The organism is Sphingobacterium faecale (assembly GCF_016746095.1).
Lineage (GTDB): Bacteria > Bacteroidota > Bacteroidia > Sphingobacteriales > Sphingobacteriaceae > Sphingobacterium > Sphingobacterium faecale.
In genome coordinates, this window is record NZ_JAERTY010000006.1 from 95,768 (window position 1) to 119,322 (window position 23,555).

The following is a 23,555-nucleotide window of genomic DNA, read 5'->3' on the forward strand; positions in this document are numbered from 1 at the left end:
AGATTGGTTTATGAACCGTCTCCTTGATAGTCGGTTTAATGTATATTGTATGGTTTTTTAAAAAGCTTTTTTAAAGGCTATTATAACTCTTCCTTTTTCAATTCATCTAATACGAGTTTGATTTGTTTGGTATAAGGGGAATAGAAATATCGTGTCCAAGCGATTATTCCAATTGTAACCAAGGAAGAAGCTATTAGTAAGGTGATTAATAGGGATTGTTTTGCAGAGTCAGGTATCGTACTCAGGTCTTCGCCTTGTTCGAGCATGCGACTATAAGAGTATATGATCGTCCAAACTAGAACAAATGGAATTAGTAAAAAGCCAAAAGAGTGGTAGCGTTCAATATTGAGTTTGAACTCATAGTATATTTCGTTCAGGTTTTCTTTGGTGTCGGTTGTATAATGACTGACACGTTGATAAAAGCGACGGAATGTATTTAGATAATAAATAGAGATAATCAGTACCATGGTGTAGCTTGTATAATACAAGGTATAAGTGCTCGGATGAACCGAGAATAACTGTGGTGCAATAGCCATAAATATAACAGCTGTAATCTGCATGTATCCCTCGTTTTTCATGTTTCGTTTGAGCTTATCCAATGGGTGTTGTGCTTGGCGCAAATGTTTGATATGAGTAGGAATATGTACACCCTGAATAGGATCTGCATGCCAAGCTGATTTTAGTTCATCAAGATTCATGATCAATTTCTTTTATAATGTTCTGTAATTTTTCTTTGGTGCGATTTAATTTTACTCTGACATTTCCTTCACTGATTCCTAACTGAATACCTGTGTCACGATGTGAAAGTCCCTCCATAAAATAGAAAATAAGCGCTTTTTCTATGCGGTTAAGGTTTTGTACGGCTAGATAGAATAGTTCAAGCTGCCTTTCCTTTTCGGTATCATATTGCTCGTGCTCAGGTTCGCTCGCTGTGTCGTATGTATATCGATCGCTACGACGTTTGTCTTTTTTGAAATATGTGATAGCGGTATTGATTGCAACACGATACATCCACGTTGAAAAAGCCGCTTCTCCTTTATACTTGGAGTAGGACTTCCAGAGTTGTACGATGATCTCCTGTTGTAGATCTTCGCGATCTTGCGGATTGTCCACATACATGCGAGAGACCTTATGCAAGATACCTTTATGCTCTTCCATATGACTCAAGAATAGTTTTTCGTTCAATTGGTTCACGGCTTTTATCAGTTTGATGTGCGAAGTCGGTATAAATTTAAACAGTAAGTATGTGCTTTAAGGATTTCGTTACAGTTTTTTCTAGAGAAATGGGGTTAGAAAGAGCAAAATTTTAATTAGTAGACTAACCTATCAGATCTACAAAGGTAGCATGGGCCATAGTGGCAAGATCCGTAGGCTGTAGTATGATCTGTAAGCCCCGCTTGCCGGCACTGATTGAAATAGCCTCCTCTAGCTGTGCAGCCTCTTCAATGAATGTAGGAAAATCCTTTTTCATTCCTATAGGAGAGCAACCACCTCGGATATAACCCGTGACCTGTTGTAGGTCTTTCATAGGAATCATTTCGCAGTTTTTATTGCCCGATGCTTTTGCCAGTTTCTTAAAATCTAGATGACTGTTGCCTGGAATGACGGCAACTAGGTAAGGATCTTTCGTCCCTTTTAGTACCAGAGTTTTGTAGAGACGATCTGGATCTATACCCATAGATAAGGCGACATGCTCAGCACTTACGTCTTGCTCGTCCACAGTATATTCCCGTAAGGTGTAATCAATTTTGGCGGTATCCAATAGCCTTATGGCATTTGTTTTCTGTGACATTTGTTTTAACTGTTGTATTTTTTGGTCCTGGTAAAATCCTTGCAGGTGGAATGGGTTTTTACGGTTTAGTATACTTAAAAATTAAAAAGAGGAGGGGATGATGCCCTCCTTTTTATTGTAATGCTATATTTTTTCAAGGGCTTGCTGAATAAAAGCTAACTCTTCTGGTGCTAATTGCACTTGTGCAGCTTTTGCGTTTTCAACCGCTTGTTGTGCATTGCGGGCTCCAGCGAGAACTAGGGTTATTCCAGGTTGTAAGGTTGTCCATCGAAGTACGAGTTGCGAGATAGATATGCTTTTTGTCGCAGCGATTGGCGCGATCTGTTGAAGGAAATGATTTACTTTTTTTAAATCAAAGCTTTTGAAATATGTTTGACGATGATCTCCTTCCTGAAGATTAAACCCTTGGGTATATTTGCCTGTGAGTAGTCCACGTTCCATTGGGCTGTAAGCAATAATGCTCAAATGATTGTTCAGTGCATAAGGGACCAATTCCTTTTCAATTCCCCTGTTGAGCATACTGTATGGGACTTGATTGCTCACTATGGGGAGTGTGTGCCGCGCCTCTTTTACCTGCTCTGTTGTGTAGTTACTGACTCCGGCAGCACGAATTTTACCCTGCTGGATCAATATCTCTAGGGCCTCCATAGTTTCACCTATCGGGGTGGTGACGTCCGGCCAGTGTAGTTGCATAAGGTCGATATAATCGGTTTTTAACCTTTTCAGACTTGCTTCGGTCTCTTTAATCACACTCTCTTTGCCTGCGTACTTATAGATATCGATAGGTTGTCCATTATTGTCTCGGCTGTGCATAGCTAGGGTACCCTGCGGGGTTGATAAGTCCCATCGCATACCAAATTTGGTGAGTATTTGTACTTTATCTCGGGATATTCCGCGGATAGCTTCACCAACAATTTCTTCACTTGTACCTTGACCGTATATAGGAGCGGTGTCGATAGAAGTCATTCCTTCATCATAAGCTGCGATGATGGCCTCAGTGGCTTGTTTGCGATCAGTGCTGCCCCACATCCATCCGCCGGCAGCCCAAGCGCCAAATGTAATCACGGAGGCTTTTATGTCTGTATTTCCTATTTTTCTAAATTCCATATATCCTTATAAGCTCTAATCTGACGATGTATTTTAACTATAAACCTACGCAAAATGTAAGGTATTTATGGTGATTAAGATAAAATATAAGGTCCGTTTATTGTAAATTTTGGAGAGATATTTTTCGTTTGAGTGATAAAGGGTACCTTTGGCGAAAATTTTTAATATGCAGTTACGGAAAAACCTGATTCTAGTATTAGCCTCTGTCGCAACCTTTGTTGAGGCACTGGATATTGCCATCATAAATCTTACCATTCCTTCGATACAGGAACAGTTTCATATTGGGGTTGAGCAGGCACAATGGCTTCAGACCTTGTATGTTCTTTTGTTTGGTGGTTTTCTGATAATCGGTGGACGGATGTCGGATCAGCGTGGACGTAAGAAGGTATTCCTTATGGGGGGGCTTGTGTTTATGTTGGCCTCACTAGGCGCTGGATTATCCACCTCTTTCGAATCGCTGGCTGTATTTAGAGCATTGCAAGGATTAGGGGCTGCTTTTATTATGCCGGCTTCCTCTTCTGTTATTAACAACACATTTACAGAGACGCAGGAACGCAACCGTGCTATCGGCATCTTTAGCTCTTTTGCAGCGATAGGGTCGGGGAGTGGACTTTCTATTGGAGGGCTATTAAGCACCTATCTAAGCTGGCATTGGGTATTTTTAATTAATGTGCCGATTCTTGCCGTGACATTGGTCTTGGCTTATATTTACTTTCCGAAAGACGAGCCAACAAAGGAGCGTCAGCGTGTAGATATGGCTTCCGCCATTCTTTTAGTCATTGGGCTTTTGTGTTTCACCTATGGTACCCATGAATTGCCTAGCGTGAACAGCGCTCCGGTTATTATTATAGGTTCCACATTAATTGGTGCGCTGTTGTTGGGTACGGTTATTTATAGATTAAAGACTGTGGGTGAACCTCTGATTAAGCTTAGTCTTTTTAATCAATATTCCGTGCGGGTATCAAATGGAATATTCTTCATACAAGGTGCCTTTTTTATCGGTTTTCTGTTTTTGATATCCTTGATGCTTCAAAGCGATATGGGGCATACTGCTGCTTCGGCCGGACTATTATTGGTTCCTTTTAGTATACTTTCAGCTTTGATCGCTAAGTTTGCACTGCCATTGGTTTCAAAGCGCCTAAACTCTGCACAAATGGGGATCTTTGGGTGGTCATTTCTGTTACTTGGTGCTACTGTGCTGTGGACAGCTATTCATTTGGGACATCCATTGCCGTTGATTTTAGTAGGAGTGGCCTGTATTTCTGGGATTGGAATTACCTTTTGCTTTACGAGTATGGCGGTATTGAGTATTAGGGACGTAGATTCTACAAGTTATGGTGTGATATCGAGTCTGACAAGTACGAGTTATTTCTTAGGGGGAGGAATAGGGTTGGCTTTTATGACCGTTCTAAATCAGCTCTTGCCATCCGAATGGGCCGTCGGTAATCTTAGTTTAGGGTTATTGTTTTTGTATGCACTGATGAGTGTATTGATTCTTTCTAAAATGGCTCGGGGCGAGCGTACTATCTCAAAAGCTGCCTAATTAATGTTATAAGATAGAAGCCCTCCTATGAAATAAACTGTTTCATAGGAGGGCTTTTTTATGCTTTTCGTTTGATATTAGGCAAGAATCCTGTGACGATACCAATTAGTGGTAAGAATGCACAAATTGAAAATACATATTCGATACTTGTACGGTCTGCCAGCCAGCCCAAAACAGCTGAAGCGATTCCTCCCATGCCAAATGCAAATCCGAAGAACAGTCCTGCAATCATGCCGACTTTACCTGGAATAAGATCAGTCGCGTAGACGAGGATTGCTGAAAAAGCAGAGGAGATAATCAATCCAATAATACCAGCGAGGATAACGGTCGAGGTTAATCCAACATGTGGCAATAGAAGGGTAAATGGTGCGGCTCCTAGGATTGAAATCCAGATGATGAGCTTGCGACCATATCTGTCCCCCAATGGCCCCCCTAGGATCGTGCCTGCTGCTACAGAAGCTAAGAAGACAAAGAGATAGATCTGTGACTGTTGTACGGATACTCCAAACTTCTCAATGAGGAAGAAGGTAAAATAACTGGTCATCGATGCCATATAGAAATACTTGGAAAAGATGAGGATCAGTAGAATAACAATAGAAATAGTTACCGTACGCTTTGGAAGTGTATGCTGCGGTGTATTGATCGCAGATCCAGCAGCTGATGTTTTAGTAATCATATTCTGCTGGTACCAGTTGCCTACAACGGTGAGGATGAAGGCTCCTACAATGGCTAATGTCCCGAACCAACCGATGTAATTTTGTCCCATAGGAATTACAATAAGCGCAGCTAATAGAGGGCCTATCGCACTGCCTGCATTTCCTCCCACCTGAAAGATGGACTGGGCTAACCCTTTGCGACCTCCAGAGGCAAGGTGAGCTACACGGGAGGCTTCTGGATGGAAGACGGAAGATCCGATTCCTAAAAGACTGACAGAAGCGAGGATAAAATAGAAATTGGACGCAAATGCTAGGCATAGTAGTCCTGACAGTGAAAATAACATACCAATAGCCAATGAGCGCGGGTTCGGATTTTTGTCGGTGTACGAGCCGACAAAGGGTTGCAGGACAGAGGCTGTTAATTGGAAAATGAGGGTGATGATACCGATCTGTGTAAATGTTAATCCATAATTCTCTTTCAGAAGTGGATAGACAGACGGCACTACAGATTGCATCAGGTCGTTGAGCAGATGCGAGAAGCTAATAGCGAATAGTATAGGGTATACGGTTCTGTTTGCTGATATAGTGGACATAATATGTGTTAATAGACATCAGGTCATCTGATGATTTGGGGTAAAAAATTATAGTTTTCCAATTATTTTTGTTGCGATGCGGGTAGCGCTTGGGACATCTTTGTCCTCAATTGCTTTTAATAGTCTTTCATGTATGTCCTGTGATTCGATAAATGTGCTGGTGTCTTTGTACATATTGGAGAAGAATTTGATGACATGCACAGACATTGTTTTGTAAAGTTGATCGAGAATAGCATTGCCACAGCTCTCTGCAACTAGAATGTGGAAGTCGACATCGGCTTGTATACAATTGAGTGTATCTCCGCTTTGGGCATACTTTTGTCGCTTGGCAAGCTGTTTTTTCATCTTGTCCAGTTGTGCTGGGCTTCTATTAGAAGCGGCTTTTTCCACTGTTTTGAGCTCGATCAATTGCCTTACTTCAAATATATCGGCAAAGTCTGCCCGTTCGATTTTGTCGTCAAGGGCACTATTGCTATTGCTGCTTATGACAAATGTACCTAAACCTTGCTGAACTTTTACGAAGCCCGATTGAGCGAGGTACTTGATGGCTTCGCGTATAGTCGATCGGCCTACATTGAACTTTTGCATAAGCTCGGGTTCTGTCGGCAGTTTTTCATTGATAGCAAATGCGCCTCGCTCAATACTATATTGAAGGGCCTCGGCTACTTCTTGTGCTAATGATTTTTTTTGTATCCTATTCATCATATCATCTGATGATTGCAAAAGTAGAAAAATAATTGATATTAAAAATAAAAAAAGCGACTTCTTTTGAAAGTCGCTTTTTTGTAGCCCGTAGGGGAATCGAACCCCTGTTTCAAGAATGAAAATCTTGCGTCCTAACCCCTAGACGAACGGGCCCTTTTGCTTTGGTGATGCAAATATATACGCTTTTATCAACTATCCAAAATATTTTTTAATCAAAACATGTAATTGATTGAGAGCTAAAATATTATTTTTTAAATCAAGTCAAAGCCAATGTCTGTGCGGAAATATTTTCCTTGAAAAAATATTCTTCCGGCGTCTGCTGTTGCCTGTTGAAGGGCTGTAAATAGATCATCCTGCATCGTTGTCACTGCTATGACACGGCCTCCTGCTGTAACGATTTCACCATTTACTAGTTTGGTGCCGGCGTGAAATACGATAGACTCTTTGACATTCTCGATATTGCTGATGGTTTTCCCATTTTCATAGTCTCCGGGATAACCTCCGGAAACTAACATCACGGTTACTGCAGTCTTTGGACTCAGTGTATAGGAGCGTGTGTTTAGGTCGCCTTTGGCAACGCCTTCTAATAAATCAACAAGATCAGATTCGATACGCGGTAATACTGACTCTGTTTCGGGGTCTCCCATGCGTACATTGTATTCAATAACATAGGGTTCGCCATCGACATTCATCAGGCCGATAAAGATAAAGCCTTTGTATGGAATGCCGTCTTTCTTTAATCCGTCTACAGTAGGCTTAATGATACGCTCTTCTACTTTATTTAAAAAAGAGGTATCGGCAAAAGGAACAGGTGATATAGACCCCATTCCGCCGGTATTGAGCCCCGTGTCTCCTTCTCCTATGCGTTTGTAATCTTTGGCGGAAGGTAATACTTTGTATGAATCACCGTCTGTCAGTACAAATACAGAAAGTTCAATACCTTTTAAGAACTCTTCAATGACGACAACCGAGCTGGCCTGTCCAAATTTGGCCTCCGCCAACATGGCCGTTAATTCCGTCTTGGCATCTTCTAGTGTCTCACAGATCAAGACCCCCTTGCCCGCGGCAAGGCCATCAGCTTTCAATACGATAGGTAGTTTTTGTGTTTCTAGGTAAGCCAATCCCTCTTCGAGATTTGATAGCTCGAAAGATTTATAGGCTGCAGTCGGAATATCATGTCTGAACATAAATTCCTTTGAAAAATCTTTAGAACCTTCGAGCTGTGCGCCTAATTTCTGAGGACCCACTACGGCAATATGTTTAAGCTCATCTCTTTCTAAAAAGAAATCGTGGATACCTTTTACCAAGGGCTCCTCAGGACCAACGAGTATAAGGTTGATGTCATTTGCCAGTGCAAATGCTGCGATTCCTTCGAAATCTGTTACTTTAAGGTCTATGTTTTGACCATACTGTCCTGTGCCGGCATTGCCTGGAGCAATGTACAGGTTAGTAAGTCTAGGGCTTTGTGCAATTTTATAGGCAAAGGCAGATTCGCGTCCACCTGATCCAACGATTAAGATATTCATGTCACAAACTTAGAGAAATATGCTTTAATTTTTGTTATCTTTCCCTAACATTTTATAAATCAATTGAGACGAATATGAGATTTCTCTTTGTTTTTCTTCTAGCTATGCTTACTTACAGTGTTGTATTGGGCCAGGGAATACAAAAGGTCATAGACAATGTAATGACTAATGCTGAAAGTAATCCACAGGAAAAGCTATATCTACAGCTGGACAAATATGCCTATACGGCAGGCGAGACCATATGGTTTAAAGCTTATGCGACTATTGGTATACAGAATCTGTTTTCTAATCATAGCGGTGTAGCTTATGTCGAGCTGATCGATGGGACAAAGAACACGGTGGGCTCTATGACGATTCCACTACTAATGGGATTGGGGATGGGAGATTTTAAGTTGAATGATACTATTACCGAAGGCTCGTATAGGCTACGGGCTTATACCAATTGGATGCGCAATGCGGATGAAAAATACTTTTATGATCGCACTATTCATATTGCAAATGGCCGATCGGACAATGTGAAGACCAAGACTTCGGTGCGTCCCGGTGAAAAAGAAAATGTATATCAGATCCAATTAAGTAGTCTTTCAGGGGTGCCCTTAAGTAAAGCTCAAGTGCGGTACGAGCTATGGTCAGAGGGAAAGTCTGTCGAACGAAAGCGAGGTAATACCGATGAAGCCGGTGTGCTGAGCATTGGTGTTAATAAAAAGTATAAAGATGGGGAGCTCAAGCTTCGGTTTGAAAACCTTGAAAAATTGCCTGTAAATAAACTGGTAAAGATAAAAGCCGCAGAATCAGAAAATAGCGTACAATTACTGCCGGAAGGAGGTAAGCTGCTGATCAATAAAATTAATAACATGGCTGTCAAGGCTGTGGGGAATGACGGTCTTGGTATTAAAGCTAAAGTGTATTTTACCATCGGTAAGGATACGGCTGGGGTAATAGAAACAAACGATCTAGGGATGGGGGCAGGGTTTCTTTTTATACCGGCAGATGATGTTTTTGCGGTGCGCGCTGAATTTGAAGATGGTTCAAGCCGTGATATTCCAATGCCGGAAATACAAAAGTCGGGATTTGCTCTTTCTGTCAATAATCAGAATGGGAGTAAAATTTTTACACAGCTCAATGTCTCTCCCGATTTAGTAAGTCAAAAGGAAGTTTTTTTTGTGGTGCACCATCTTGGATCCGTATTATTCGTATCCAAACAGAAGCTGACTAAAGATGAATTGGTCTTTTCGCTTGATAAGACAGGCTTGCCTTCAGGGGTATTGACAATTAGTATATTGGATGATACATTTTTGCCTATCGCGGAGCGTCCATTTTTTAGCTATAACACTGCATCTGTCTTACCAATAGACCTACAGTTAAATAAGAAGAGTTTTACGACCCGTGATCATGTAAAGGTAGATATGCATATTGGAGAAGCCTCGGATTCAATTCGGTTCGGAGCATTTTCGGCGTCTGTTGTTGATTTGTCCCCAGTAAAAGATAGTGTGGCGCTAGCGCCCAATATTTTGTCAACCTTATTATTGAGCGCCGATCTGAATGGATATATTGAGAATCCCGGATATTATTTTAGCAAAGGGGGCATCAAGAGCAGGGATCTGGATCTATTGATGTTGACCCAGGGATGGCGGAATATTGATTGGAGAAGGATTGATACAGTAGTAAAGGCCGATTATGAAGTGGAGAAAGCGCTGAAGATAAGTGGATATACAAAAAAATTGGGACGCACAAAGCCTGAAACTGAAGCCAAAGTGCAATTGATATCTACAAGCAACTATATGGATTTCATGGATACTACTTCGAATGATCAGGGTTATTTTGAGTTTAATAATCTCGTTTTTCCAGATAGTGTTAAGTTTTTAGTAACGGCGCGGGATGCCAATAAGGGGAAGAAAAATATCGATATTGTGATTGATAATCCGGAGAAGCCTGCTATCGGTGAGAATAGAAATCAAGCGGATGAGCGATGGGATATTAACTCGATATATACAGACGAAATCAATAGGTCAAGACAGTTTTTTGCTGAGCTGGAAAGTAAAGGTTTGATGGAAAAGGCCATTGCTATTGAAGAGGTTGTGGTGCGTGCATCTACAAGAAAGAAGGTTGCCGAATATTCGAGCAATCTGAATGGACCGGGGAATGCGGATCAGGTGTTGACAAGTGAAGATTTACAGAACTGCACGACGTTGGATATGTGTTTGGCCGGACGTCTAATGGGGGTAATGTTTACGGCAGGGGTGCCTTATAATACCAGAGGTAATGTACCTATGCAGGTGGTGTTGGATGGGATGTATATAGAGGGGGATCAGCTGTCGATGATCAATATCAATGATGTGGAGAGTGTCGAAGTGCTGAGAAATGTGAACTATACGGCTATTTATGGCATGAATGGAGGTAATGGGCTGTTGATTATCACCTCAAAAAGAGGCACATCTGCGATGAATAATTATGTGCCTAAGGGAATTATGACCGTACAGCCTCAAGGATTTTATATTAATAGAGTGTTCTATAAACCGGTATACGATGTTGTGAATGAAACTCAACTGAATCGAGATCTGCGGACTACGATACACTGGGAACCAAGTATTGTGGCAGATAGGGAGGGTAAGGCTTCGTTTGATTTTTTTACAGCGGACGGTAAGGGACGGTACATAATAATTGTAGAAGGACTGGACTTGACGGGAAGAATAGTACGGAAACTTGTGGAGTTTGATGTGCAATAGGGATTTCGTGGTTTATTGAATTATTCCATAAGACTAGAATATTTTCTTATCTTGTTTTATCATTTTAAGCGAGTAATTATGGATTATATACGTACGAGGAAAGAAGATCATATTTTACATATTCTGTTGGATAGAGGTCGGTCTAATGCGATGGATGTAGGGGTGATAAAGGAGTTGATTCAAGTGCTAGAGGAAGCAAAAGTCGATCCGTCGGTTGAGGGTGTAATTTTGTCGGGCAAGGAGAGTTTTTTTTCATCCGGGCTAGACCTGATTACCTTATTTGCCTATAATGAAGAGGAGATGAGGCATTTCTGGACCCATTTTATGAAATTGCTTAGGCTCTTTGTGGCTTTTGAAAAACCAACAGTTGCTGCTATTACCGGGCATAGCCCAGCTGGAGGCTGTGTAATGGCATTGTGTTGCGACTATAGAGTAATGGCTGAAGGCGATTATATTGTGGGGCTGAATGAAGTGCCAGTTGGAATTGTAGTTCCCGAATCTATCTTCATCCTGTATAGTTTTTGGTTGGGACGTGGTGCTGCGTATCGCAGTTTGTTAGAAGGACGTTTATTTAAACCCCAAGAAGCACTTTCTATAGGGTTGGTAGATGAGGTTGTGCCTTTTGACCGTATACAGATTTCAGCCATTCGGCGTGTAAAATCGGTTATGCAGTTTGAGAAGAATGCTTGGCGTAAAACCAAGCTGAATCTGAGAGGTGAGCTAATCCGGGCTATGGAGGAAGGGCAGGAGGAGGCCGTTGAACAGGTCTTAGAGCAATGGTGGAAGCCTAGTACGCGTGATATTCTGAAGACAATTATTCACAATCTGACACAAAAGAGATAGTGTGGGTTTGATTAGGAAAATTTAAAACATAGATGCTATGGTACAAGGTGCGCTAAAAGAAGATGCGCTATCAGGAAAGACTATTGTCGTGACTGGAGGGGGCACAGGTCTTGGCAAGGCGATGTCAGTTTATTTTTCTGAATTAGGAGCAAATTTGGTCATAGCCAGCCGTAAAATGGACGTGCTGGAAGAGACTGCAAGAGAAATTGAAAACAAGACTGGTAATGATGTTCTAGCGGTGGCTTGCGATATCCGCGACATTGTTTCTGTAGAAGAGTTGTTGGCTGCAAGTATTGCCAGATTTGGACGGGTTGACGTATTGGTGAATAATGCGGCAGGTAATTTCATCTCGCCTACTGAGCGTCTTTCTGCGAATGCTTTTTCTACCGTAATTGATATTGTGCTGAAAGGTACAGCTAATTGTACACTGACGTTTGGAAAGCACTGGATCGATAAAGGCGAGTCTGCAAGCGTTCTTAATATTGTGACGACTTATGCATTTACAGGTTCGGGGTATGTCGTGCCTTCCGCAGCAGCTAAAGGCGGTGTGTTGACGATGACTCGTTCTTTGGCAGCAGAGTGGGGAAAATATGGTATTCGTCATAATGCCATTGCTCCGGGGCCGTTTCCGACAAAAGGAGCTTGGGACAGACTATTACCGGGTGAGTTGACCGCTAAATTTGACTTTAAGAATAGAGTTCCATTAAAAAGAGTAGGAGATCATCAGGAATTGGCTAACTTGGCCGCATTTTTGGTGTCAGACTTTGCAGGTTACATAAATGGTGAAGTAGTGACGATAGATGGCGGTGAGTGGTTGCAGGGCGCAGGGCAGATGAACGGTATGGAGGCTGTGCCAGACGATATGTGGGATATGATTGAAAGCACAATAAGAAAGAATAACAAGTAATTTATGTATAAGTTTTTAACTTTTACGGTCCTATTGGCAGCTTTGTTCGTGTCTTGCGGACAAGGAAGTAAAAAGCAGGAAGAAGGAAAAAAAGATACTTTAGAAGTAGCTCCTCCAACAGGTATGGAAGAAAGTGCCTCGCTAAACGAGGTGATTACCCGGTTTGTACGAGCTTATGCAAGTAAAGATGATGGTAAGATCAATAATCTTATTCATCCGGAATTAGGTCTCATTGTGATATATCGTCCGGGTGCTTCGGACACTTTTGTTCGTATCGATAGTATAAACTTTGCTAAGGCCATGCCAGAGTATTATCCGTACCCCAGCATACAAAACGACTATGTATTGGTATTTGAGAAGTTGCCAGAGTTTGATTGTGGAACCGAAAAATGGACTAAATTGGGCTTTTTCTGTGATACTACCTCTCATCCTAATCAGTTGTCAAATATAGCCGCTTTCGAAAAAGAATTTGACGAGTCGGTGTTTTCCGAAGCGCAGTTCGAGAATTTGGAGAAAAATGAAGCCCAAAGCTATAGGGTGATCGTGACGACGAAAGATCCCTTGATTTTCCACGTGCAGAGATATAAAGGTGGTTGGTATGTAACAGTTTTGGACCGCGCATATGCGGGTTGTGATGCTTAAAAAAATAGGAAGTCAGAATTGGAAATAAGAGTTAATATGGGTCAAATAGACAAAGAAACACAGGACAGGATTGATAGTTGGACATCATCAGAGTATGATCAGGATACGGTGATAAAGGTGAAAAGATTGGTCGATAATAAGGAAGAAACGGAGCTGTTGGACTCTTTTTATAAGAATTTAGAGTTTGGAACTGGTGGGCTTCGTGGAATAATGGGCGTGGGGTCTAACCGGATTAATAAATATACGATAGGTAAGGCTACGCAGGGGCTTGCCAATTATCTCAAGAAGCAGTTTCCTGACCAGGTTGTAAAGGTAGCAGTGTCTTACGACAGCAGAAATAATTCGAAGGTGTTTGGGCAATTAGTGGCAGACGTTTTTTCTGCTAATGACATTCATGTTTTTTTATTTGATGAGCTTCGGCCTACTCCTATGTTGTCTTATGCGGTGCGATATTATGCTTGCCAGGGCGGCGTTATGTTGACGGCGTCTCATAATCCAAAGGAATACAATGGTTATAAGGCCTATTGGAATGATGGAGGGCAGCTCGTAGCTCCACATGACAAGAATGTAATAGCGGAAGTCGATGCCATAGAGTCTGTCTCGGCGATCAAGTTTGATCGATGCAGTGAGAATATCACCATGGTGAGTTCTGATTTTGACGACTTATATATTGCGGCAAATAAGCGACTAAGTATACACCCAGAGGTTGTAAGCGCCAATAAGGAGTTAAAAATTGTTTATTCCCCTATTCATGGAACAGGATTGACGATAGTTCCCAAGATGTTAAATGCCTGGGGTTTTGACAATGTTTATGTAGTTGAAGAGCAAGCTAATCCTGATGGTAATTTCCCGACTGTCGTGTATCCTAATCCAGAAGAGGAGGAGGCCATGTCTATGGCAATGCGGAAAGGACAGGAGCTTGATGCTGATGTGGTCATGGCGACAGATCCAGACGCTGACCGGGTTGGGGTAGCTGTCAAAAATGGGAAAGGTCAGTTCCAATTGTTAAATGGAAATCAGATTGGTAGCCTATTGGTTTACTATGTTTTGTCTTCTAAAAAAGACAAACTTGAGTTGAAAGAGAATGATTATAGTGTAAAAACCATCGTAACAACCAATCTAATCCGTGCTATTAGTGAGAGTTTTGATGTAAAGTGTTACGAGACATTGACGGGCTTCAAGTTTATTGGTGAAGTGATGACTGAGCTTTTAGGGAAAGAAAACTACTTGGTCGGGGGCGAGGAAAGTTATGGGTTTTTGGTCGGAGATTTAGTTCGCGATAAGGATGCGGTCAACTCCTGTGCATTTATAGCAGAGATGACGGCCTATTTTAAAGGAAACGGAAAGACTTTGTTTGATGTACTGATCGATCTATACATACAATATGGTTTTTATCAGGAAAAACTTATTTCGTTGACAAAAAAAGGCAAGTCTGGAGCGGAGGAAATAAAACAAATGATGATCAATCTTCGGAAGGACGCTCCCAAGACACTGGGCGGGATACCAGTGAAAGAAATCCGTGATTATGAAAAACAGGAGGCATATGACTTGTTAACAGGAAGTAAGTGTGGTATTGACCTTCCTAAATCAGACGTGCTTCAGTTTATAACGGTTGAAGGGGATGTTATCTCTGCAAGACCATCGGGTACAGAGCCTAAGATCAAGTTTTATTGCTCTGTCAAAGAGACCTTGTTGGAGCCTTCTTCTTTTACGCATGTATCCGAATCGTTGGAAAAAAAGGTGCAGCGCATAATGGCAGATATAGTAAAAGACTAGTGTGATGAATAAATGGAAGTTGCTTGATTCTAGCTATATTATCCAAAGGCCTTGGGCTACATTGAGGGTGGATAAACTAGAGATGCCAAATGGAAATATTAAGGACGAATATTATGTGCTTGAGTATCCAACGTGGGTCAATATGATAGGCGTTACAGAGGAAGGAAACATCTTATTTGTACGGCAATATAGACGTGGGGCCGATGCGATCATGGTGGAATTGCCTGCGGGTGTTGTGGAAGATGGAGAGAGTCCTCAGGATGCCGCCATAAGAGAGATGCTTGAGGAAACGGGCTACGCATTTGAGACAGTAGAATATCTATGTGAGCTGTATGCCAATCCTGCTACAAGTGGCAACATAACCTATAGTTATCTGTTAAGAGGCGGAAAAAAGGTGCAGGAGCAGAATCTGGACGATTCTGAAGATATCGAGGTGGTGGTAATGTCCTTAGAGGAGGCTAAAAGCTTTCTGTTCGAAAATAGAATTGGACAAGCGTTACATAGTGCGGCTTTGTTCTACGCTTTGAAAAAGTTGGAGCTGGCCTAGTCGAGGTGCGATCGTCGGTTGGCGAGATTGCGCCCTTTCCTACGGGACGCTGAAGTGTTTGCCAAATAATTTGCGGTATTTTCGTAGCTTTGCAAAATGGCAAGAGAGATATTCGAAACAAAGCGAAAGGCATTAAAGATTAACCTAGATGCGGCGATCTATGGTACATTTGCAGAGATTGGAGCGGGACAAGAAGTGGCCCGCAATTTTTTTGAAGCAGGAGCTGCATCGGGTACGATTGCAAAAACAATGTCAGCTTATGATATGGCCTTTAGTGATGCGATATATGGGGTGGAGGATTCGGGCAGGTATGTGAGTCGCGAACGCTTGACCAAAATGTTATCGCATGAATTTAGCTTGTTAACAGAACGGTTGCATACGGAGAAGTATGAAAACAAACGTTTTTTTGCTTTTGCAGATACAGTGACAACGTTAAATTTCACAAAGACTAATGATCCACACGGTTGGTTAGGGATTCGGTTTCAAAATGAAATAGATGGCCCCACAAATGATATTATTATCCATGTCCGTTTGTTGGATAGTGATAATCGCTTGCAATCTAAGGTGCTGGGGATATTGGGTGTTAACCTCGTCTTTGCCGCCTATTATTATGCACAGGATCCTCAGGTTATGATTGAGTCTCTAGTAGATAATCTTTCCATAGGCTCTGTGGAAATTGACTTGGTGAAGGTGAGTGGGCCTGTGTTTGAAAATGCAAATGAGCGTCTTCTGAATCTGTATCTTATAGCGAAAGGTTTCGCTAATGCTGCTATATTTAGACCTGATGGCAGAGCAGCGCAGATTAAAGATTTTTTGTATAAGAAAGATATTATTGTCTTGCGGACAAAGTATAAACAAAAGTCTTTGCCAAACTTTGACTTGTTTAATCTTGCCGTAGAGCAGTTTAGGAAAAATACGGGAGCAGATCCTGAAAATACAGTCGTACTGATTGAAGTATTAATGGGTAATGTATTAGATGAGGATCTGGATCTGACAGGTGAAGATTTACAGTATTTTGCACAACGTGCTGAAGAGCTCTGTTCCACAGGAAACAACATCATGGTCTCTAATTTTAGGCGAAATAACCACTTGGCAGAGTTTGTCAAGACTTTTAAACCTAGAAATGTGGGGATAGCGACAAACGTTTATAACTTACGCAATATCTTTAACTCAGATAATTATAATAAGGAAAACTATACCAACGAATTGTTATCTTATATATCAGGTATGTTTAGTAAAAATGTGAAACTGTATGCGTATCCTTATCTCAATAAAAAGGAGAATAAGATTGTAACGACTAAAAATCTAAAGGTATCGGATGAAGCTAAACCCTTGTATGATTTTTTGATTCAGAACCATTATATTATAGATATTGAAAATTACGACGAGAAATACGTTAAAACGGTATAGAAGACTTCTTTGTCCCCGAACAAGGTTAAACGTTATTGTCAAATGTTCGCTATAATTTGTATTTAGCACTACGCTTTTTTCAAAAAGATGTAACTTGTATTTTCGACAGATAATATTTTCTAGTACATGAAAGCAACCTATATCGATTACAAAGACACAAATAGTTTTTCTAAAACACTTCTAGGATATTTGGCTGGAAACGAAGATCTCCGTTCTTTCTACGGGAATGAGCCAGATATGGAGGGCTTTGAAGCTCAAATGGAATTGAAGTCTTCCTTTGCGCATAGAAAGATATTGGTTGAGACTCTTCAGAAGCAATATACAGGATTACTTGAAGAAGCTGTTGAGGTCGAGAAAAATATCAATCTGCTAAAGGAGGATAGTACATTTACTGTTACTACTGGGCATCAGCTCAATATTTTTACTGGGCCACTGTACTTTATTTTTAAAATAGCGTGTGCAATCCGGTTGGCTAAAGATCTGAAAGAACGCTTTCCGGACAAGGACTTTGTTCCTGTGTATTGGATGGCTACTGAAGACCATGATTTTGAAGAAATAAACAATACGCGTGTATACGGCAAGAAAATAGTTTGGGACGTGCCTCGGGAATCTGGGACGGGACGTATGGACACGAGGTCGATGGCAGATGTTGTAAAACAGTACTGTAGTATGTTGGGACTATCCGAAAATTCGGCTCGACTGACACATATTGTTGAAGGGGCTTATTTGGAGGGGCGGAATCTCGCTGATGCAACGCGTTTTTTGGTACATCAGCTTTTTAAAACATATGGACTGGTTATTATAGATGCGGACAGTACTGCGCTGAAACAGTTGTATGTGCCGATCATCAAAGAGGATATTTTGTATGAAAAAAGTTTTCAGGCTATTTCAAATACATCTTCATTACTAGAATCAAGTGGATATACAGCTCAGGTATATGCACGTCCCTGTAATTTTTTCTATCTCACAGATGAGTTTAGGGAACGTATAGAGAAAACTGCGAATGGCGATTTTGAAGTTTTGCACCGAGGAATTTATTTTACTCCCCAACAGTTGGAGGGGGAAATCGAAAGTCATCCTGAAAGATTCAGTCCCAATGTGGTGATGCGGCCTTTGTACCAAGAGGTCGTTCTACCTAATCTAGCCTATATAGGGGGCGGGGCTGAAATTGTATATTGGTTGCAGTTAAAGGCTAATTTTGATCAATATGGAGTTCCGTTTCCGATACTTGTGCCCCGCAACTCGGCTCTGATAACTGAAGATAATGTGGTGAGTAAGATATATAGATTGAATCTTACATTTAAAAGTGTTTTTAAATCTACTACAGCCTTGCAGAATGAATATGTAAGACGACATACTACCCATCGACTTCATCTCAAAGATGAATGGATGGAGCTTAATGCCATTTTTGGAAAGATTAAACTGCGTGCCCATAAAATAGATCCGAGTCTAGGGCCTAGTACGGATGCCGTTAAGGCTCGATTGAAAAAAGCGATAAATAATCTTGAAAAGAAGCTCTTAAAGGCAGACAAAAGAAACCATAAAGATGCGTTGCTGCAGATCGAAAGAGTGAAAGAAAAGTTATTTCCTAATGGGGGATTGCAAGAACGGACAGAGAATTTTGCTGTTTTATATGTCAAGTACGGGGAGGAGCTGATAGAGGAATTGATTAATCATTTTGATCCCTTGGCATTCAAGTTTACGATTTTGTATTAACGTATTTTCCAATGCTGGGCGGGCTGTAGGTATTTTGCTTTTTTTTTGTTTAATTCTAGTGCTTGGAAGATTTTTTTTACAGCAAAATTCTTGGTCGGACTACTTAGTTTTGTACGCAGAGATAAAAGATTTATATTTGCCGTTTAACCAAGGCTTTGAGTCGCTCTAATACAATGAAATGTATGAAATTTCAATCAATCTTCTTAATCTGTGTGGCATCCGGTTTGGCTTTAATTTCTTTGTCTTGCTCCTCTGATCCAGATGGTAATGAACCATTGATCCTTCCAGGTGATATAAAATCTTCGTCTATAGCTGTTGTTGATGTCTCAGGAGAAAAAAATATCGCAGGGTACTATCAGATAGATGGCTTATTGTCCAGCAACGTAAGGCAGACAGTTGGGTCGAGTAAAGTGGCGGCGACTTATGTCCCTATAGAAGCTGGTCTTCGTAAACTCTCAATAGGTGGATTTAAGGATACAATCCGGATCAAAGAGGCAAATTATTATACTGTTATGGTTTATAATAAAGATAGTATTGGTCTTTCTCTAGATGCCTCCTATCATAATAATCTATTTAATGCGGGGCCGCAGATACGTTGGAATATTGCGGACGAAACCCCTAGCGATTATCGTGTCGATATTAAATCGGATACCGTGTTGATTTCAGATGTGAAACCCAATATATTCACTTCAACATTGATTGCGGACAAAGCATTTTTATACCTGTACCGAAGAGGGGTGAATAAAGAACTGGCCCGGGCAGAAGTGCCTACGGCTCTGAATAGTAAAGAGACTGTTAAATTTACTAAAGGCTCTTCAGCCCAAGAGTACTTAGTAGAAGTATTTTCGCAGCGCGTGAAATTGTAAGGATAATGTACAATGATTGCTGTGGGTAATTAAATGTTACTATAACGGTAAGTTGTTTGTTTTTTACGCAATAATTTGTTGGATTGTTTGATGTATTTGTAAAAGTATAGGCTTGTTTGTCTCCCCTTAAAAAGTCTTATAAAAAGCGTATCTTTGCACATCGAAAAACAAACCGTTTGTGTGAATAAATAATTTGTTTGTCAAAGAGTTAATTACATATAGTCCTTGCAATTATCAAGCAAATGAGTAACGTATATTACCAAGAAAAATTTCAGGATCGCCACAATGGTCCTCGTGCTGCACAGGTAGAAGAAATGTTGGGTTTCTTAGGTGTAGGTTCATTAGAAGAGCTAATAGAACAAACTGTTCCTGCTCAAATCCGTTCAAAAAAGGCATTAAGCCTTCCTAATGCTTTAGGTGAAGTTGCATACTTGGAGAAAGTAGCGCAGATTGCTGAAAAAAACAAAGTGTTCAAGTCCTATATTGGTCAGGGATACTATGATGTTATTTTGCCAGGTGTAATCCAGCGTAATGTTTTTGAAAATCCAGGGTGGTATACACAATATACGCCCTATCAAGCTGAAATTGCACAAGGACGTTTGCAAGCACTGCTTAATTTCCAAACCGTAATTTCTGATCTTACCGGTTTGGAAATAGCGAATGCCTCGCTATTGGATGAGGCGACTGCAGCTGCCGAAGGTATGTTTATGCTCTATAGTGCGCGTAAGAATAAAGAAGCGAATGCATTTTTAGTTTCCCCTAATATATACCCACAGACTTTGGATGTATTGCAGACACGTGCGGTGCCATTCGGTGTAGAAATACGTATTGCTGATATTAAAGAAGCAAATCTTTCAGAAGATGTATTTGCTGCATTTATTCAATACCCTGCTGCGGATGGAACTGTGACAGGTTATAAGAATTTTACTGCGGCAGCTCATGCTAAAAATATTACCGTCTGTGTGGCTGCTGATTTGATGTCATTAGCCTTATTGACGCCTCCAGGGGAATGGGGTGCTGATGTTGTGGTCGGTAACTCACAGCGTTTCGGGGTGCCTATGGGATTCGGGGGGCCGCATGCAGCTTTTTTTGCGACAAAAGATGCTTATAAACGGAATATACCAGGACGTATTATCGGTGTTACATCGGATGCAAATGGTGGGTATGCACTTCGTATGGCTTTGCAGACTCGTGAGCAGCATATACGTCGTGATAAAGCTTCTTCTAATATCTGTACAGCGCAAGCGCTATTAGCGATTATGGCCTCGTTTTATGCGGTATACCACGGACCTCAGGGTATTAAAAATATTGCTTCACGTATTAATGATTTAGCAAAACTAACAGATAAAGCAATTCAGTCTTTAGGTTATGAGCAGTTGAACTCAACATACTTTGATACATTGCGTTTTAATGTGGGTAATGAAGTGGATGGGCTCAAATCAGAAGCTTTGAATCATGAATTGAATTTCTACTATAATGAAGGTATTGTTGGTATCTCTATCGATGAGACGACTACATTCGCCGATATACAGACTATTGTCAAAGTTTTTGCGAAAGTAAAAGGAAAGCATCAAAGTGATGTTGAACTGGAAAGTCTTGTTGACTCATTATCAAGTTCTATTCCTTCGGACTTAGAGCGTATATCCAGCTATCTGACTCACCCTATTTTTAATAGCTACCACTCCGAGCATGAGATGTTACGTTATATAAAATCACTTGAGGCAAAAGATTTATCCCTATGTCATTCTATGATTCCGTTAGGGTCTTGTACGATGAAGCTGAACGCAACAACAGAGATGGTGCCGGTTACTTGGGCTCGTTTTGGTGGATTACATCCATTCGCGCCTGCTGATCAGACTTCAGGATATATGCAGTTGATCAATGAATTGGATGAGTGGTTGAGTGAGATTACAGGTTTTGCTAAGATGTCGTTCCAGTCTAACTCTGGTGCTCAAGGTGAGTATGCGGGACTAATGGTTATTCGTGCTTATCATGAGAGCCGCGGTGAATCACATCGTAATATCTGTTTAATTCCGGCTTCGGCACATGGTACAAATCCGGCATCGGCGTCGATGGCGGGGTTGAAAGTGGTCGTCGTGAAAACGGACGAAAGAGGAAATATCGATGTAGAGGATTTGAAGGCAAAAGCAGTTGAGCATGCTGCCAGTCTAAACTCATTAATGGTGACCTATCCATCGACACATGGTGTCTTTGAAGAGACGATTATTGACATTTGTAATATCATCCACGAAAATGGTGGACAGGTATATATGGACGGAGCCAATATGAATGCACAGGTAGGTCTTACTAGTCCAGGGTTAATCGGTGCCGATGTGTGCCATCTGAATTTACATAAAACATTCTGTATCCCTCATGGTGGAGGTGGACCAGGTATGGGGCCGATTGGTGTGGCAGCGCATTTAGTACCATTCTTACCGAACCATAAAGTAGTTGAGGTTTCTGGAGCGCAAGGTATTTCTGCGGTTTCTGCTGCACCATTTGGATCTGCTTCGATTCTTTTGATCTCACATGGTTATATTGCTATGATGGGTAGTGAGGGATTGACTACGGCAACGAAAACGGCAATATTGAATGCGAATTACATTAAGGCCCGTCTAGAAGGGCATTATCCAGTATTATATGCTGGAGCGAATGGACGTTGCGCACACGAGATGATTTTGGATTGTCGTGGGTTTAAGAGTGTAGGTATTGAAGTCGCTGACATCGCAAAACGTTTGATGGACTATGGCTTCCATGCTCCAACAGTATCATTTCCTGTAGCGGGAACCCTAATGGTGGAACCTACAGAGTCTGAATCCAAGCCGGAATTAGATCGTTTTTGTGATGCATTAATTGCTATCCGTCAGGAGATTTACGCAGTAGAGGCAGGTCAGGTTGATAAAGTAGATAACGTGTTGAAAAATGCGCCGCATACAGCAGCTGTTGTTATTGATGACGAATGGGATAGATCGTATTCTCGTCAGACAGCGGCTTATCCGCTTCCTTATTTGAAGGCAAATAAATTCTGGCCTTCAGTAGGACGTGTAAATGAGTCACAAGGAGACAGGACACTTATCTGTTCCTGTCCATCTATTGAAGAATACGCAGAAGCGTAGTCTCAAGAACCTATTAAATGTTTATAAGAGCTGCACCATTTGGTGTGGCTTTTTTTGTGCCTTGGTATTTATGGTTGCAGTTGCAGCCAAATAAGTAGTAATATTTTTTTACAAAACTGTAGTTTAAAGTTTACCATTTTTTATTGTAGCTTTTCAATAAAGAAGGGTCTCTGATATAGAGGTAGTTATATCTCTACAAAATAAAAGATTTTCCTTAGTGCTAATGTATAAGTGCCTGTGAGGTAGAGGTATTTTTGTAGACTGGATTATTGGTCTGCTATGCAACAAACCAAGAGGCCTACTCAAATCGTTTCTACATTAAGGTATTTATGAATATTAAAAACTTTGCATTAACAGGATTATTATTCTCATCGGTCGTTGTTGCTAATGCACAACAGAAGTTGTCTGATGGGACAGGTGATAATGGATTGACTGTTAGCCAGAATGCTATTTTAGAGCTTGTTAGTAAAAATAAAGGTCTGCTTCATACCAAAGTAGCGTTGGAATCAACTTCTAAGGCAGCCCCTATGAGCACTCACGTTGCCGGTCTTATGGTGTACAATACAGAGACTCGCAATGATGTAGTTCCGGGGGTCTATTATAATGACGGTACGAAGTGGATCTTGGCTTCTGGTGGTAAAGCGACGAGTATTTCATATAATCCGGCAACATACGAAATTTCGTTTGTTGATGTAACAGGAGCTCCTGTTACGATTGATTTTAAAGAGGTTGTTAAGAAAAATGAAACAATAACTACTTTGATTGATAACGGTGATGGCACTATTACTTATAAGGATGAAGTTGGTAGGGAAACAATCATTGACTTGAAGAGAGGTCCAAAAGGTGAATCGGGTAAAGATGGAGCAGACGGCAAGTCTGCCTACGATATTGCCGTTGATGGGGGATTTAAAGGCAGTGAATCGGACTGGTTATTGAGTTTGGTCGGTGCCAGAGGAGCAGACGGTAAGTCCGCTTTAGAGATATGGCAGGAACTTCCGGGTAACGACGGTAAGGACGGTGCAGACTTCATTGCTTCCATTACAGGTAAAAACGGTATAGATGGTGTTAGCCCTGAGATCGGTTC

The 23,555-nt window shown here is 41.2% G+C and carries 19 protein-coding genes and 1 tRNA gene; 12 read left to right on the top strand and 8 right to left on the bottom strand.

The features are described 5' to 3' along the window. Positions 1–80 precede the first annotated feature (80 nt). The 4 genes from JKG61_RS12175 to JKG61_RS12190 form a co-directional block, all read right to left on the bottom strand. Positions 81–698 carry a hypothetical protein gene (locus tag JKG61_RS12175; protein ID WP_202103267.1) on the bottom strand — a complete coding sequence of 206 codons (618 nt, stop codon included), beginning with the start codon at positions 696–698 and terminating at the stop codon, positions 81–83. Further along, complete coding sequence (locus tag JKG61_RS12180) at positions 688–1,158, bottom strand: RNA polymerase sigma factor (RefSeq protein WP_202103268.1); 471 nt, start codon at positions 1,156–1,158, stop codon at positions 688–690. Before JKG61_RS12180 ends, JKG61_RS12175 begins: the two co-directional genes overlap by 11 nt. 160 nt (positions 1,159–1,318) lie before the next feature. Beyond that, positions 1,319–1,792, bottom strand: coding sequence for a Cys-tRNA(Pro) deacylase (gene ybaK, locus JKG61_RS12185; RefSeq protein WP_202103269.1), 474 nt, complete (start codon positions 1,790–1,792; stop codon positions 1,319–1,321). A 123-nt stretch (positions 1,793–1,915) separates the two neighbouring features. Next, positions 1,916–2,899 (bottom strand): aldo/keto reductase, encoded by a 984-nt coding sequence (locus JKG61_RS12190; protein ID WP_202103270.1) that lies wholly within the window; start codon positions 2,897–2,899, stop codon positions 1,916–1,918. A gap of 166 nt (positions 2,900–3,065) precedes the next feature. Between JKG61_RS12190 and JKG61_RS12195 the strand changes: the two genes are divergently transcribed. After that, positions 3,066–4,442: an MFS transporter gene (locus JKG61_RS12195; protein WP_202103271.1), complete on the top strand. Its 1,377-nt coding sequence runs from the start codon at positions 3,066–3,068 to the stop codon at positions 4,440–4,442. Between the two features lie 58 nt (positions 4,443–4,500). Here JKG61_RS12195 and JKG61_RS12200 read toward each other — a convergent pair whose 3' ends face one another. The 4 genes from JKG61_RS12200 to purD form a co-directional block, all read right to left on the bottom strand. Further along, positions 4,501–5,691, bottom strand: coding sequence for an MFS transporter (locus tag JKG61_RS12200; RefSeq protein ID WP_202103272.1), 1,191 nt, complete (start codon positions 5,689–5,691; stop codon positions 4,501–4,503). Positions 5,692–5,739: 48 nt separating this feature from the next. Continuing rightward, entirely contained in the window at positions 5,740–6,396 is a 657-nt protein-coding gene (locus JKG61_RS12205; protein WP_202103273.1) for a FadR/GntR family transcriptional regulator, read from the bottom strand. Positions 6,397–6,477: 81 nt separating this feature from the next. Further along, positions 6,478–6,549 (bottom strand) — tRNA-Glu (locus tag JKG61_RS12210). Between the two features lie 98 nt (positions 6,550–6,647). Continuing rightward, positions 6,648–7,922, bottom strand: coding sequence for a phosphoribosylamine--glycine ligase (gene purD / locus JKG61_RS12215; protein WP_202103274.1), 1,275 nt, complete (start codon positions 7,920–7,922; stop codon positions 6,648–6,650). A 74-nt stretch (positions 7,923–7,996) separates the two neighbouring features. Here purD and JKG61_RS12220 point away from each other — a divergent pair, with 74 nt between their 5' ends. The 11 genes from JKG61_RS12220 to JKG61_RS12270 form a co-directional block, all read left to right on the top strand. Beyond that, entirely contained in the window at positions 7,997–10,648 is a 2,652-nt protein-coding gene (locus JKG61_RS12220; RefSeq protein ID WP_237249465.1) for a TonB-dependent receptor plug domain-containing protein, read from the top strand. Positions 10,649–10,726: 78 nt separating this feature from the next. After that, positions 10,727–11,491, top strand: coding sequence for an enoyl-CoA hydratase/isomerase family protein (locus JKG61_RS12225; RefSeq protein WP_202103275.1), 765 nt, complete (start codon positions 10,727–10,729; stop codon positions 11,489–11,491). Positions 11,492–11,528: 37 nt separating this feature from the next. Next, complete coding sequence (locus JKG61_RS12230) at positions 11,529–12,398, top strand: SDR family oxidoreductase (protein WP_202103276.1); 870 nt, start codon at positions 11,529–11,531, stop codon at positions 12,396–12,398. A 3-nt stretch (positions 12,399–12,401) separates the two neighbouring features. Further along, the gene (locus JKG61_RS12235) at positions 12,402–13,040 is read left to right on the top strand and encodes a hypothetical protein (RefSeq protein WP_202103277.1); all 639 of its coding nucleotides are present in this window, start codon (positions 12,402–12,404) and stop codon (positions 13,038–13,040) included. 36 nt (positions 13,041–13,076) lie between these two features. Then, complete coding sequence (locus tag JKG61_RS12240) at positions 13,077–14,816, top strand: phospho-sugar mutase (protein WP_202103278.1); 1,740 nt, start codon at positions 13,077–13,079, stop codon at positions 14,814–14,816. Between the two features lie 4 nt (positions 14,817–14,820). Beyond that, the gene (locus tag JKG61_RS12245) at positions 14,821–15,363 is read left to right on the top strand and encodes an NUDIX hydrolase (RefSeq protein ID WP_202103279.1); all 543 of its coding nucleotides are present in this window, start codon (positions 14,821–14,823) and stop codon (positions 15,361–15,363) included. A gap of 96 nt (positions 15,364–15,459) precedes the next feature. Further along, on the top strand, positions 15,460–16,773 hold the full coding sequence (locus JKG61_RS12250) for a hypothetical protein (protein WP_021071773.1): 1,314 nt from the start codon (positions 15,460–15,462) through the stop codon (positions 16,771–16,773). Positions 16,774–16,899: 126 nt separating this feature from the next. Beyond that, positions 16,900–18,489 (top strand): bacillithiol biosynthesis cysteine-adding enzyme BshC, encoded by a 1,590-nt coding sequence (gene bshC, locus JKG61_RS12255; protein WP_202103280.1) that lies wholly within the window; start codon positions 16,900–16,902, stop codon positions 18,487–18,489. A 182-nt stretch (positions 18,490–18,671) separates the two neighbouring features. Next, positions 18,672–19,355, top strand: a complete 684-nt coding sequence (locus JKG61_RS12260; RefSeq protein ID WP_202103281.1) for a hypothetical protein — start codon at positions 18,672–18,674, stop codon at positions 19,353–19,355. 242 nt (positions 19,356–19,597) lie between these two features. Continuing rightward, positions 19,598–22,471 carry an aminomethyl-transferring glycine dehydrogenase gene (gene gcvP / locus JKG61_RS12265; RefSeq protein WP_202103282.1) on the top strand — a complete coding sequence of 958 codons (2,874 nt, stop codon included), beginning with the start codon at positions 19,598–19,600 and terminating at the stop codon, positions 22,469–22,471. A 329-nt stretch (positions 22,472–22,800) separates the two neighbouring features. After that, positions 22,801–23,555, top strand: a 755-nt coding sequence (locus tag JKG61_RS12270) for a collagen-like domain-containing protein (protein WP_237249466.1), incomplete at its 3' end; no start/stop codon positions are given.